Consider the following 14059-nt stretch of genomic DNA (forward strand, 5'->3'; position numbering starts at 1 on the left):
GCGCCCGCGCGCCGCACTCGCTGATGGCCTTTCCCCTCCTTCCCGATCTCGCCGCCGACCAGCTCGAGCAGCAACTGCTCGACACCTGGAAGGCGGAGGACCTCTTCCGGCAGAGCCTCGCGGCCGGCCGGAGCGGGAAGCCGTTCGTCTTCTTCGAGGGCCCCCCGACGGCCAACGGGCGGCCGGGCATCCATCACGTCTTCTCGCGGACCATCAAGGACCTTGTCTGCCGCTTTCGCGCCATGCAGGGGCGTTCGGTCACCCGGATCGCCGGCTGGGATACCCACGGCCTCCCGGTCGAGATCGAGGTGGAAAAGCAGCTCGGACTGAAGGGGAAGAAGGCCATCGAGGAGTACGGCGTCGAGCGATTCAACGCGCTCTGTCGCAGCAGCGTGTTCACCTACAAGTCCGACTGGGAACAGCTCTCCGATCGCATCGGCTACTGGCTGGACTACGAGCACCCCTACATCACGTTCAGCAACGAGTACGTGGAATCGGTCTGGTCGATTCTCCGCCGGCTGCACGACCGTGCACTGCTGTACCGCGGCCACCGGGTGCTGCCGTACTGCCCCCGCTGCGGGACGGTCCTCTCGAGCCACGAACTGGCGCAGGGCTACGAGGAGGTGCGGGACCGCGCCATCTTCGTGACCTTCCCGCTCGAGGACGACTCGGGCCGGGCCCTGGTGGTCTGGACCACGACGCCGTGGACACTGCCGTCGAACGTGGCGGCGGCGGTCCATCCCGAACTTGAGTACGGCGAGTACGCCGATCCGCGCACCCCGGGCCGACGGCTCGTGATGGCCACGAGCCTCGCGCCGAAGCTCCTGGCTCGGCTCTTCGGGGAGAACGGCGTCACGGAACCGCTCCGGGTGGTCCTCGGCGCGGACCTGGTGGGCCTCCGGTATGTCCGCCCGCTCGACGTCGTCGCGCTCCCCGACGACAAGGCGCACAGCATCGTGGTGCCGGGAGACTTCGTCACGGCCACGGACGGTTCCGGCATCGTGCACATGGCGCCGGCCTTCGGGGCCGACGACCACGCGGCCGGTCAGGCCCACGGCCTGGCCCTCGTCAGGCCGGTGGCGGCCGACGGCACCTTTACCGGCACCACCTGGCCCGAGCTCGAGGGCCTGCTGGTCACCGCCGACGAAACCAACGAACTCATCATCCGTCGGCTCAAGGCCGACGGCCGGCACCTGCTCACCGAGCAGTACATCCACACCTATCCGCATTGCTGGCGGTGCCGCAGCAAGCTCATCTACTACGCCCGCGATTCGTGGTTTGTCCGCACCTCCTCCCTCCGCGACCGGATGCTCGAGCTGAACGCCGGGGTGGCCTGGCATCCGCCGGAAGTCGGTGCCGGCCGGTTCGGGGAGTGGCTGTCGAACAACGTGGACTGGGCGCTCAGTCGCGACCGGTACTGGGGCACCCCCCTGCCGGTGTGGTCATGCGACCTCGATCCGGCCCACGTGACGGTCATCGGGAGTTACGCCGAGCTCGCCGAGCGGTGGGGCAAGCCGCTGCCGGAAGGCTTCGACCCGCACAAGCCGTTCATCGACGACTACACCTGGCCGTGCGACTGCGGCGGCACGATGACCCGGGCCCCGGAGGTCATCGACACCTGGTTCGATTCGGGGTCGATGCCGTACGCCCAGTGGCACTACCCGTTTGAGCACGAGGCCGAGTTCAAGGCGCATTTCCCCGCCGACTTCATCTGCGAAGGCGTGGACCAGACGCGGGGTTGGTTCTACTCCCTGCTGGCCATCTCCGCCGCCGCCTTCGACGCACCGGCGTATCGGAACGTGATCGTCAACGAACTGGTCCTCGACGCCGACGGCCAGAAGATGTCGAAGAGCCGTGGCAACGTCGTGAACCCCTCGGAACTGCTGGCAGAGCACGGCGCCGATGTGCTGCGGCTCTACCTGCTCGTGTCCAGCCAGGTCTGGCTCCCGAAGAAGTTCGATGCCCGCACCATCCCCGAAGTGGCGGGCGGCTTCCTCAACACGCTGCGCAACACCTATCGGTTCTTCGCGCAGTACGCCGCCGACTGGACGCCGGGCGCGCCGCTGGGTCCGCTCCCCGCGTCGCATGCCGATCGCTGGATCCTCAGCCGTCTGTCCGCCGTCGTCGACGAGGTCAACGCCGCGTGGGACGGCTACGATGTCACCGCCGGGACACGCGCCCTCATGGGTTTCGTGGTGGACGACCTCTCGAACTGGTATGTCCGGCTGAATCGTGCCCGGTTCTGGGCGGTGGACGGGGAAGCCGATCCGGAGGCGCTCACCACCCTGCATACCTGTCTGGTCACCGTCTCGCGATTGCTCGCTCCGGCGGCGCCGTTTCTGTCCGACTGGATGCATCGCGGCCTGGTGGGCTCGTCGGTCCACCTGGCCCGGTTCCCGGAGCCCGGCGGGGCCCGGGACGAGGCGCTGGAAACGGCCATGGATGCGGTGCGGCGCCTCGCCTCGCTGGCCCGCGCGGCGCGGGAGGAGATCGGCTCCGGTGTCCGGCAGCCCCTCGCCAGGATGATCGTCGCCGTGCCATCGGCGGTGCAGGGCCCCGTGTTCACCTCCCTCCTCGGCCTCCTCGGCCGGGAGGTCAACGTGAAGACGGTCGAGATCGTCGCCTCCGACGCCGACCTGGTCACCCTCCGCGCCAAGCCGAACTTCCGGTCGCTGGGAAAGCGGTACGGCAAGGAGACGCCCTTGGCCGCCGCCGCGGCCGCCCATCTCGACCCCGGGCAGCTCCGGGCGCTGGAGGGGGGCGGGGGGGCAGTGGTGGAGGTGGACGGGCGGCGATTTGAGTATCTTTCCGAGGATGTGGCGGTGAGCAGGGAGGTGGCCAGCGATCTGGCCGTCCAGAGCGACGGGCCCTTCGTGGCAGCCCTGGATCCCGTGCTGACCGCCGCCCTCCGACAGGAGGGAGTGGCGCGCGAGATGGTCAATCGTATCCAGCGGCTCCGGAAGGACGCTGGGTATGACATCACCACCCGGGTGGCCCTGAGCGTCGATGGCGCCCCCGACCTCCTCGCGGCGGTGGAAGCGTACGCGGACTTCATTCAGGGCGAGACGCTCGCCCGCGCGCTGGCAGTGGGATCACGGGCCGACCGCCCGGACCGCGAGCAGACGGTGACGCTCGACGGGCTTGAGGCGGTCATTGGTATTCAACGACATGGCGATGCGCGGCCCGCTGGCCGGCACACAGACACGGACGAGGCATGAACAAGAAGCAGCTGACGTATTTCGAGAAGCGTCTCATCGAGGAGCGCGCGCGCGTGATGAAGGAACTCGGCCACTACGACGAGTCCTTCAATGCCACGCTGCAGGGCTCCGACGGCGACCTCAGCTCCTATTCGTTTCACATGGCCGACCAGGGCACGGATGCCATGGAGCGCGAAAAGCAGTTCCTGATGGCGTCGAAGGAAGGCCGGTATCTCTGGCACGTCAATCAGGCGCTCGGCCGCCTCTACAACAACCCCGAGAAGTTCGGCACCTGCGAGAGCTGCGGATCGGCCATCAATTTCGAGCGGCTCGACGCATTGCCCCACGCGCGGTTGTGCATCAGCTGCAAGGAAAAGGAAGAGGATGCCAAGCGCCGGTGAGCGGCGGCTGTTCTTCGCCACCGCCCTCGGCGTCCTCCTGCTGGATGCGGCGACCAAGCTCGTGGCCGAAGCGTACCTGCTGCGGACCACCGGCATTCCGGTCCTGGGAGAGTGGTTCCAGCTCACGCTGGTCTACAATCCCGGCGCCGCCTTCGGGCTGCACCTCGGCGCCTACTCCCGCTGGATCTTCCTGGCGCTGGCCCTCGGCGCCGTGGTGCTCCTGACCCGGATGTCAGCCACCGCGGAGCCGGGCGACCGGTTGCGGCAACTCGCGCTCGGCCTGGTGGCCGGCGGCGCCGCCGGCAACCTGATCGATCGGATCCGGAGCGCCCGCGGCGTGGTGGACTTCCTCGATTTCGGTATCGGCAGCTTGCGCTGGCCAACCTTCAACGTCGCGGACATCGCAGTGACCTGCGGTGCGGTGGCGCTCGCCATTTCCCTCTGGCTGGAAGACAGCCGGCAGGCCCGCCACGAAGCTGCGTCGGCCGGCTGAGGCCGGCCCCATGACGGAACCCCAGCGTTTCACCGTCCTCGCCGACGGTACCGAGCGGCTCGACCGCTTCCTCGCCGACCAACTCCAGTATTCCCGCACCCAGGCCGCCCGCCTCGTGGCCGACAAGCGGGTGACCGTCAACGGGAAGGTGGCCCGGGCCTCCCGGCTGCTCATCCGCGGCGACGCCGTGGAGGTGACGCTGCCGGAGGACGAGCCGCCGAGGCAGATCCGACCCGCCGACATCCACCTCGATGTCATCCACGAAGACGAGCACCTCGCGGTCATCGACAAGCCGGCGGGCCTGGTGGTGCATCCCGCCCCCGGACACTGGGACGACACCCTGGTCAACGCTCTCGTGGCGCGGGGCACGACGCTGTCCGGCGGGGCGGCAGGGCGACCCGGGATCGTCCATCGGCTGGACAAGGACACTTCCGGGCTGATGCTGGTGGCCAAGACGGATCTGGCGCATCGTCGGCTGGGACAGATGCTTTCTGCCCGGCGCATCCGCCGGGTATATGCGGCCCTCGCCTGGGGGCATCTCGACGAGAGTCCGACCCGGATCGAGGCCCCGCTTGGCCGGCACCCGGCCGACCGCAAGCGGATGGCCGTGCTGGTCGAGGGGCGCGCCGCCAGGACCGACGCATGGAGCGTGGCCCGGTTCCAGGTGGCTGACCTGCTGCGGCTCGAACTGCACTCCGGGAGGACCCACCAGATCCGCGTGCATCTGGCCCACATCGGTCATCCGGTCATCGGCGACCCGGTGTACGGCGCCGGAGGCAGCCGTCGGATCTCGGGGTCGGCACGGTTGATTGCGGAGGCGGTGGAGCGTGCGGCTGGGCGCCAGGCCCTCCACGCGGCCTCGCTCGCCTTCAAGCATCCGGTGACCGAAGCAGCCCTTGAATTCCGGTCAGAATGGCCGGCCGATTTGCACGAGGCGCTGCGGCTCACGGCGGGGGACTCCATCTCTGTTGCTCCCGATGAGGCTCTTCGCTATCTTCTTTTCTTTAATAGAGATGGCTGACTCTCAGGCGGTGCGCGTCGTCGTTTTTCAGGTGGGCAATCTGGCCTGCGGGATGCTTGCCAGCCGTGCCCGCGAGATTCTGGCGCCCCTTCCGACTACCCGGATTCCAGGCGCCCCCGACACTATTGTCGGTCTGGTCAATATCCGGGGCACGCTCCTTACCGTTGTGGACGGTCACCGGCTGCTTGACCGGGCCCCCTTGCCAGAGCATGAAGGGGCCCTCCTCATCGTCGACGTCGGGACTCGTCGGCTTGGCCTGGCGGTGGGGCGGGTCGATGACTTGTTCGAAATCCCGGCCGACCAGCTGGAAGCGCGCGAAGCGTTGCCCGGCGTGGACGTCCGGCTCGTCAAGGCGGTCGGGCGCCGGGACGGCCACCACTTTGTGGTACTCGATACCGAGGCGCTGCTGGCACCACTGCTCAGCGCTGTCAGCGGCGCGGACCGCTCCTTTTCACGAACCTCTTAGACGCCTGGAGACTGACCTGTGAGCCACTCGGTCCTGGTGTGCGACGATGCCATCTTCATGCGGACGATGATCAGCGACATTCTCACCCAGGCCGGGTTCGAGGTCGTCGGTGAAGCCGAAACCGGGGTGCAGGCGGTGGAGAAGTTCCGCCAGCTGAAGCCCGATCTCGTCACGATGGACATCGTGATGCCTGACATGGGCGGCATCGATGCCGTTCGCGAAATCTGCCGGGAGTCGCCTGACGCCAAGATCCTGATGTGCAGCGCGATGGGGCAGCAGGCCCTCGTCGTCGAGGCCATCCAGGCCGGCGCCAAGGATTTCGTCGTGAAGCCCTTCCAACCTTCCCGGGTGCTCGAGGCGGTACAGCGCGTCCTCGGCTGATGCCATGGACCTGAACAAGTACGCCGCCCTCTTCCTTGCCGAGAGCCGCGAACACCTGACCACCTGCAACCGGCTGCTGCTCGAATGGGAGCGGGAGCCTGGTTCGAGCGACGCGGTCGCGGGGCTGTTCCGGGCCATTCACTCGCTCAAGGGCATGGCGGCCACCATGGGGTACGTGCGGCTGGCCGACCTGGCCCACCGGACGGAAAGTCTGCTGGACGCGATTCGGGGCGGCCGTGCCCCTGGTGGTCCCAGTGTCGTGGACCTCCTGCTCAAGGCGGTCGACGCCCTGGAGCGCGGAGTGGACGAGGCCGCGGCAGGAAGCGACGCCGCCTTTGAGGCGGGGGCACTGCAGGCGGCGCTCGAAGCGGCGTCGGAAGCGGTGCCGGCCAAGAAGGGCAAGGCGGGGAGCCGGAAGGGCAAGAAGGCGGACGCAGCGGAGCCGGCCCCGGATATCGTGGTGCCCGCCCTGACGCCGATCCAGTTGGCCGATCTCCCGGACGATGCCGGACGCGTCGTGCGCGTCGAGATCCGTCCCGATGCCCCGCTGATGGGGGCCCGGGCGCATATCGCGCTCCGTCGGGCGGAGCAACTCGGCAAGGTGACCGGCGTGATGCCGCCCGCCACGGCGTTTGACGCGCAGGGGTTCGACGGGCACTTCACGTTCCGGCTGGACGCGCCGATCGGTGAGTCCCAGATCGTTGCGGCCATCGAAGCGGTCGGCGACATCGCCAGCGTGGCGGTGGACGCCGACACCGTCCAGACGGCCGAGTGGAGAATTCCCACCGCGGCGGCCCCGGCGGCGCCCGCGGCGCCGGCGGCGCGCAGCGGACAGATCCGGGTCGATCGTCGGCGACTCGACGCCCTGATGAGCCAGGTCGGCGAGCTGGTGGTGGCGCGAAACAGGCTGGTCGAACTGGCCCAGCTCGACCCCGGCGGTGAACTCGAGGCGCTCGGCGCCCGGATCAGCCGGTTGGTCTCGGACCTGCAGGCGGAAATCATCGAAGCGCGCATGACGCCGGTATGGCAGGTGTTCGACCGGTTCCCGCGGGCGGTGCGCGACCTGGCCCGCCAGCTCGGCAAGCAGGTGCGATTCGAGATGGAAGGGGAGGGCATCGAGCTCGACCGGGCCATCCTCGACGAACTGGGCGATCCGCTCCTGCATCTCTTGCGGAATGCGGTGGATCATGGACTCGAGTCTCCGGAGGAGCGGCAGGCGCAGGGCAAGCCGGCCGAGGGTCGTCTGGTCCTGTCCGCCGCCCGGGAGCACAGCAGCGTGGCCATCCGGATCCAGGACGACGGGCGCGGCATCGACCGCCGCGCCATCCTGGCCAAGGCCAAGCGCGAAGGGGTGATCGGCGCCGAGGTCGAGACCCTCACGGACGACCTGCTGCTCAAGGTCCTCGGGCGTCCGGGGTTCAGTACCGCACAGCAGGTCAGCAGCGTCTCGGGTCGGGGAGTCGGCATCGACGTGGTCCTGACCCGCGTGCGGGCCCACGGAGGCGCGGTGGAGATCTCGAGTGCCCCTGGCGCCGGCACGACCTTCACGCTGCGGCTCCCGCTGACGCTCGCCATTCTGCGGGTGCTTACCGCGCAGGTCGGCGGTGAACGGTACCTCTTGCCGCTCTCCTACGTGGCGGAGACGGTGGACTTCGATGTCCAGCCGGCCACGGAGGTCAACGGCCGGGAGGCCATCGTGCTGCGGGACCGGGTCATCCCGACCGTACACCTGCGGGCGTTGCTCGGCGTCGCGGGCGGGGACCCTCCGGCGCGGCGGCCGGGACTCGTGCTGGAGGTGGGCGACCGCCGGTCGGCGGTCGTCGTGGACTCGTTGCTGGGACAGCAGGAAGTTGTCGTCGAAGCGTTCGATGCCCCGAAGGGGACGGCACCGCTCTTCAGCGGCGCCACCATCCTCGCGGACGGCACGCCGGCCCTGATTCTGGATGCCGCGGCCCTCGTCTAGGGAGACTCGTATGGAAGACGTGCGCGATCTGAAAGAGCTCCAGTTCGACGCCCTCAAGGAGGTGGCGAACATCGGGGCGGGGCACGCCGCCACGGCGCTTTCCCAGATGACCAACAAGAAGATCATGATCAGCGTGCCCCAGGTGACGGTCACGCCGCTCGAGGAAGTGCCCGAGGTGCTCGGCGATCCCGAGGAGGTCGTGGCCGCCGTGCTGATGCACATGATGGGCGACCTGACCGGGCGGACGCTGCTCCTCTTCCCCGAGCCCTCCGCCCACGCCCTCTGCGATATACTGCTTCGGCGCGCGCCCGGCACCACCACCGAGTTCGGGGTGATGGAGCAGTCGGGCATCAAGGAAGTGGGCAACATCCTGAGCAGCGCCTACCTGAACGCGCTCAGCGACTTCATGGGCATGATGCTGGTGCCCTCCGTGCCCAGCCTGGTGGTGGACCTCAGCGCCGCGGTGCTGACCTCGACCTACCTCAACTTCGGCTCGGAACGCGACTACGTCTTCTGCGTTGAATCCGAGTTCCAGTTCGAGGGCGAGTCGTCCAACCTCAAGGGGCACTTCCTCCTCTTGCCGGACTTGGCGTCGCTGCGGGCCATTTTCGACGCCATCCGCGTCGGCTGATCGATGGGCAGTCCGGCGCTGCCCGAACGGGACCTCGCGGTCCTGCGGTCGTTCGCCCGCCGCATTGACCCGTCCGATGCCGGGGCGCACAACAATCTGGGTGTGCTGTACTACCAGAAGGGCCTCATCCCCGAGGCCGTCGCCGAGTTCTCCCGCGCCCTCGAGCTCGATCCCCGCATGCAGGTGGCGCAGGGCAATCTCGAAATCACCTACCGTGCGAGCGGCTACTACGACAAGCGCGTTGCCGAATTGCGCGAGCGCCTCCGCCGTGAGGCGGGCGATCGCGAGGCCCGGTGGGAACTCGCGCGCGCCTACGCCGCACTGGGGCACACCGACGAAGCCGTGGCGGAGTTCGAGGCGCTGCTCGCCTGGCACCCCGACGACATTCCCGCCCTCCTCCAGCTCGGGCTCGCCGAGAAGGCCCGGGGGCGTGTCGAGGTGGCGGAGGACTGGTTTCGCCAGGCGGCGGAACAGGATCCGGACAGCCCGGTCGCGCTCTTCTACTATGGCGAGGCGCTCTACAATCGCGGGCTGAACGAGTCCGCGCTCGAGACGCTCCGGCAGGCAGTCCACCGCAATCCCGACTACGCCGACGCGCACTACCTGCTCGCCTTCGTCCTCGGGGACATGGGCCTGCACGATGACGCCCGTGCCTCCACGAAGCGGGCGATCGCGCTCAATCCCACCCTGGGTCGCGCCCAGGCCAACCTGACCATCGACAGTCCCGAGGATGGGTCGGTGCCGGGTCGACAGTCGCTCGCCGATTCGATGCGGCCGGCGCTCGCCGAAGGCGGGACGCTGGCGCACTTCAATCTCGGCCTCGCCTTTCGGCAGAAGGGCTACTACCCGGAAGCGTTGCGTGAGTACCGGATGGCGCTCGATCACGGCGAGGATCGCCGCCTCACCCTGCAGGCCATGGCGGAGGTGCACCTCCTCCGGCGGGACCTGACCAGCGCGCTGGAGTTGTACGATGCGCTCGTCGAGGAGCATGCCGACTCGCCCAAGAGCTGGAACGAACGCGGGGTCTGCCTGCACCAGGCCGGCCGGCGCGACGCCGCTCGCGACTCGTACGAGCGGGCCATCTCGCTCGACGCCGATTACGCCCTCGCCTGGAACAACCTCGGGGTCCTGCTGGCACACGACCCGGGCACCGGCGAGGCCGAGGCCGCGTTCCGTGCCGCGATGCAGGTGCGCCGCGACCTGGCGGCGCCGCGCCTGAACCTGGCCCTCCTCCTGTTCCAGTTGCGGCGCTTCCAGCCGGCCCTGGAGACGTATCGCGCCGTACTGGCTGATCATCCCACCAACGCCGCCGCGTGGAACGGCATCGGCCTGGTGCTGATGGAACTGCACCGGTACGCCGATGCCAAGAACGCGTTTGCGCGCGCGGTGGACGCCGCGCCGGACTACGCCTCCGCCCACTACAACCTGAGCTTTACCCTCAGCCAGCTGGGCGATTTCGACGGCGCGTTGCGCGCGACGAAGCGGGCCCTGGAGCTGGAGCCCTACTACATCCAGCAGAAGTTCCAGCTCTCCATCGACCTGCAGTACGAAGACCCGCTGATTGCAATCGTCCCCGAAATCAGCGCCGACGTGACCGCGGCCGACCTGGGCGATTCGTTCGTCTTCGACGCCACCCTCCTCGAGGGAATCTTCGAGGACCTGGCCCCCGCCGTCCCCGCCGCGCCGGCCCCGCCGGCGGCTGAGGAGGCCGCGCTCTCCCTGGCCCGCGACTACATCAGCAAGGGGCTCCTGGAACTGGCCTCCGCGGAACTGACCCGCGCCATCGGGCGCGGCGCCTCCCGGGCGCGCGTCGCGGTGCTGCTGGGTGACATCTTCGGCAAGCGGGGGCTTCACGGCGAGGCGCTCGAGCGATACCGCGAGGCGCGCAGCGCCGATCCCGCAGACGTGAACGCCCTGCTCGGTGAGGTGCGGTCGCTCCTGGCCCTCAACCGGCCGGACGAGGCGGTGGCAGGGGCGGAAGGGCTGGCCCAGTTGGCGCCGAATCACGTCGAGGCGCTGGTCGCCTGTGCCCGCGTGCGCCTCGCCACCGGGGACCCGGTGCGCGCCCTCGACGCGCTCCGCGAAGCCCAGTCGCGCGCGCCGGGCCGGGCCGACCTCCTGCAGCTGCAGGCCGGCGTCTCCCGCCGCCTCGGCGAGCGGGAAGCCGCGCTCGACGCGTACCAGGCGGCCCTGCAACTCGACAGCGGGCTCGTGCAGGTCTGGCTGGAGCTGGGAACACTGGAGGAGGAGCGGGAGAACTGGACCGGCGCCCGGCTCGCCTTCCAGCGCGCGCTCAACCTGCTGCCGACCTACTCCGAGGCGGCGCGGGCCCTCGCCAAGCTGCTCCGGCGGGTCGACACGCCGAAGACCGCGATGGGTCCGCTCATCACGCTGCTCGGCGCCGACCCGTGGGACCTCGAGGCGCTGACCCTCCTCGGCGAATTGCTGCTCGAGGACGGCCGCCCGGACAAGGCGATCGAAGCCTTCGAGCGCGTGTTGCGATTCGATCCGGATGCCGGCGCGGCGCGGCTCGCCTACGGTGCGGCGCTCGTCCGGGTGCGCCGGTACCGGGAGGCCTCCGATCAGTGGGAGGCGGTGGTGCGCGCCGACCCGGGCGGGGCGCTCGCCTCGGCCGCCCGAAACCAGCTCCGCTCGACGCGAGACCTGGTGCACATCTTCACCGCCGCGGCGGAGTAGCCAGTGCCGATCGAAGGACCGCTGAAGGAACTGCAGATCCACGACGTCTTCCAGTTGCTCGACCTGGGACGGAAGACGGGGGTCCTGCGCGTCACCTCGGAACTCCGACAGAACGCCGGCGTGGTGTATTTCGATGCGGGCGGGGTCATCGCCGCGGAAATCCGCAGCAACCCGCACCAGCTCGGCGCCATGCTGGTCCGGACCGGCAAGGTGCACGAGGACGATGTGACCCGGGCCGCGGCCATCCAGCGGACCCGCCCCGGGCACCGCTTCGGGGATATCCTGGTCGAAATGGGCGCGCTGCCGAGGAAGGAACTCGAGCGTCAGATCCGCGCCCAGGTCGAGGAAGTCATTTTCGAGCTGATGAGCTGGTCAGAGGGCTATTTTTCGTTCGAGGACGGCCCCCTCCCCGATGCGCTGGGGGAGGCGACGATCCGCATTCCGACCGAGTCCCTCCTGATGGAGGCGGCGCGGCGCATCGACGAGTGGTCCCGGATCGAGCCGAAGGTCCCGCACCTGGGCGTCATCCCGCACTTCACCGGGTCGCCGGACGATGACGGGGGACAACTGGACCTGCTCCCGTTCGAGTGGGAGGTGCTCGCCGGGATCGACGGCGTCACCGACGTCCGGTCCATGGCGGCCCAACTGGGGCGGTCCGATTTCGATGTGGCCCGGACCCTCTTCGGCCTGGCATCGGCGGGGGTCATCGCCGTCTCCGAGCCGAGCGCCCTCGGCCAGGGTGCCGAGGCCCCGGTGCACGACCTGGCCGTGCTCATCGCGGCAACCGAGGAGGCGCTGCTCCTCGGGGAGGTTGCGCGTGCCCGGTTCACCGCGGAAGAAGCGGTGCTCGCGTTCCCCGAGGATGCCGCCGCCCATCTGCTGCTCGGCCGCGTGCTGCTCCAGGAGGTGCGCTACGATGAGGCGGTGCTGCGGCTGAACCAGGCGCTTCACTGCGAGGCTGACATGCCCGCGGCGCTGCGGCTCGTCGGACTCGCCGAAGCGGGCCGGGCGCAGTTCGGCCCGGCGCTCGAAGCCTGGGCCCGTTGGGAAGCGCTGGAGACTCGGCCCGACAGTGAGCGGGGCCGGGAGGAGACGGTGCGCCGCTGGCGAGCCGCCGTGACAACCCTCAAGGATGCACTGGGAGGACGCCGTGAGCATTGAAGACATTCGCGTCCTGACCGGGCAACTCGCGGCTGATCCCTCGAGCTTGGTCTTCCTTCCGCTCGGCGAGGCGCTGCGCCGGCGTGGCCAGCTGGATGCCGCGGAAAAGGTCGCCATTTCGGGTCTCACCCGGTATCCGGAGCTGGCGGACGCCCATGATCTCCTCGCCCGCATCCTCGGCGACCGGGGTGACCTGGAACGGGCCTTCGACGAGTGGGACATCGCCCTTCGCCTCGACGCCGGCCATGCAGGCGCCCATAAGGGCATCGGCTTCCTGTATTACGTGGCCGGCGAATTGCCCAAGGCACTGGAGCACCTCGAATTGGCATTGGCCGCCGACCCGGGCGCCGAAGGGGTCGCCGCGGCGGTGGCCCGGGTGCGCGAGGCACTGGCGTCGCCGAGTACGGGCGCCGCCGGCCCACCGTCCATCACCCCAGCGGAGGACGCCGCACCGCCTCCGGAAGCCAGCGCCGCCGAGGTCCGCAAGGCGGTGTTCGAGGGGCTGGAGGGGGCGCAGGATGGCCTGCTGCTCCTCGATGCCCAGGGGCTGCGGGTCGGCGGCGGACTCTCGTCGCCCGACGGCACGCCGGTCGGCGATGCGGTGGCGGCCCATCTCGCTGGCGTCTTCCGGGACGCCGAGCGCGCTGCCCGGCTCTCGCTCGGCGCGTGGAGCAGTGTCGCGGCCGAAACGTCGGACGCGAACCTCTTCCTCTGTGCGCCGACGCCAGAGTCGCTCCTCCTGCTCGTGCGCGACAGCAGCGTGCCCATTGGCCGGCTGGCGCTGCAGGCCGAACGGGCGTCCGAGGCGGCTCGTCGGTGGCTGGAGGGTGCCACATGAACGTCGACATCGTCAGTGCCCTCGAGTCGATCACCCGGGTGCGGGGCGTCCGCGGTGCCATGATCGTCTCGTCCGAGGAAGGACTGGTCGTTGCGGAATCCTCCATGGAGGGCATCGACGGCGCGGCCGTGGCTGCCCTGACCGCCGGGGTTCTGGCACGACTGACACGTGCCACCGAGGCCGCCGGGCGCACAGCCCCGGCGTTCGTGCACCTCCGAGCCGAGAGCGGCGGGCTGATGGCAGTCCCCGCCCAGGGAGACCTGTTGGTGGTGGCGGTGACGGACCCCGAGGTGAACGTCGGCCTGGTCCGGCTGGAGATGCGGCGGGCCGCGGAGAACGTCGCCTGATGCGTGTCATCGAGCCATGGGTGGCCGAGCCGCTGCAGCGCTTCCTCGCCGAGTCGGCCGCCCGTGTGGTGCTGCTGACGACGTCGTCGGGGCAGGTCGTGGCGCAGCACGGCTTCACCCGCGCGCTCGATGTGATGTCCGCTTCGGCGCTGGGTGCGGCGATCATGGCGAGCACCGAGGAACTCGGGCGGCTGACCGCCTCGGGTGCCTCCCGGTCGCTCAGTCACCAGGGACCGTCCCGGGGGCTCTTCCTGTCCGGCTTCGACCTGCCGCAGGGCCGGTGGATCGGGCTGGTGGTGTACGACCACGACAGTTCGCTGGGTTTGGTGCGGCTCTTCTTCGACCGGATGGTGGAGGAATTGCGCGCGCTCGCGCCGGTGGAAACGCCCGCGCGCGAGGTGCTCGCCGCGGATTTCGAGAATGAACTCAACGCGAGCCTGCGCTCGCTGTTCGGACGGTAACG

At 69.5% G+C, this 14059-nt stretch carries 13 protein-coding genes; all 13 read left to right on the forward strand.

From position 1 onward, the window contains the following. Positions 1-23: 23 nt before the first annotated feature. From ileS to R2910_06520, 13 genes are read left to right on the forward strand one after another with little or no spacing between them, the layout of a single operon-like run. On the forward strand, positions 24-3218 hold the full coding sequence (gene ileS / locus R2910_06460; protein ID MEZ4412607.1) for an isoleucine--tRNA ligase: 3195 nt from the start codon (positions 24-26) through the stop codon (positions 3216-3218). Then, positions 3215-3598 carry a TraR/DksA C4-type zinc finger protein gene (locus R2910_06465; GenBank protein MEZ4412608.1) on the forward strand — a complete coding sequence of 128 codons (384 nt, stop codon included), beginning with the start codon at positions 3215-3217 and terminating at the stop codon, positions 3596-3598. Before ileS ends, R2910_06465 begins: the two co-directional genes overlap by 4 nt. Continuing rightward, complete coding sequence (gene lspA, locus R2910_06470) at positions 3582-4091, forward strand: signal peptidase II (GenBank protein ID MEZ4412609.1); 510 nt, start codon at positions 3582-3584, stop codon at positions 4089-4091. The genes R2910_06465 and lspA overlap by 17 nt, the downstream gene beginning before the upstream one ends. A gap of 10 nt (positions 4092-4101) precedes the next feature. After that, on the forward strand, positions 4102-5112 hold the full coding sequence (locus R2910_06475) for an RluA family pseudouridine synthase (GenBank protein ID MEZ4412610.1): 1011 nt from the start codon (positions 4102-4104) through the stop codon (positions 5110-5112). Beyond that, positions 5105-5578 (forward strand): chemotaxis protein CheW, encoded by a 474-nt coding sequence (locus R2910_06480; GenBank protein ID MEZ4412611.1) that lies wholly within the window; start codon positions 5105-5107, stop codon positions 5576-5578. Before R2910_06475 ends, R2910_06480 begins: the two co-directional genes overlap by 8 nt. An 18-nt stretch (positions 5579-5596) precedes the next feature. Next, a complete protein-coding gene (locus R2910_06485; protein MEZ4412612.1) occupies positions 5597-5959 on the forward strand; it encodes a response regulator in 363 nt (120 codons plus the stop codon). A 4-nt stretch (positions 5960-5963) separates the two neighbouring features. Further along, positions 5964-7922 carry a chemotaxis protein CheA gene (locus R2910_06490; GenBank protein MEZ4412613.1) on the forward strand — a complete coding sequence of 653 codons (1959 nt, stop codon included), beginning with the start codon at positions 5964-5966 and terminating at the stop codon, positions 7920-7922. A gap of 10 nt (positions 7923-7932) precedes the next feature. Then, a complete protein-coding gene (locus tag R2910_06495) occupies positions 7933-8553 on the forward strand; it encodes a chemotaxis protein CheC (protein ID MEZ4412614.1) in 621 nt (206 codons plus the stop codon). A 3-nt stretch (positions 8554-8556) separates the two neighbouring features. Beyond that, positions 8557-11250: a tetratricopeptide repeat protein gene (locus tag R2910_06500; protein ID MEZ4412615.1), complete on the forward strand. Its 2694-nt coding sequence runs from the start codon at positions 8557-8559 to the stop codon at positions 11248-11250. A 3-nt stretch (positions 11251-11253) separates the two neighbouring features. Further along, positions 11254-12411, forward strand: a complete 1158-nt coding sequence (locus R2910_06505; GenBank protein ID MEZ4412616.1) for a DUF4388 domain-containing protein — start codon at positions 11254-11256, stop codon at positions 12409-12411. Further along, complete coding sequence (locus R2910_06510; protein MEZ4412617.1) at positions 12401-13249, forward strand: tetratricopeptide repeat protein; 849 nt, start codon at positions 12401-12403, stop codon at positions 13247-13249. Before R2910_06505 ends, R2910_06510 begins: the two co-directional genes overlap by 11 nt. Beyond that, on the forward strand, positions 13246-13596 hold the full coding sequence (locus tag R2910_06515) for a roadblock/LC7 domain-containing protein (GenBank protein MEZ4412618.1): 351 nt from the start codon (positions 13246-13248) through the stop codon (positions 13594-13596). The genes R2910_06510 and R2910_06515 overlap by 4 nt, the downstream gene beginning before the upstream one ends. Then, positions 13596-14057, forward strand: coding sequence for a hypothetical protein (locus tag R2910_06520; GenBank protein MEZ4412619.1), 462 nt, complete (start codon positions 13596-13598; stop codon positions 14055-14057). Before R2910_06515 ends, R2910_06520 begins: the two co-directional genes overlap by 1 nt. Positions 14058-14059: the final 2 nt, after the last annotated feature.

The organism is Gemmatimonadales bacterium (assembly GCA_041390145.1).
Taxonomy (GTDB): Bacteria; Gemmatimonadota; Gemmatimonadetes; order Gemmatimonadales; family GWC2-71-9; genus SPDF01.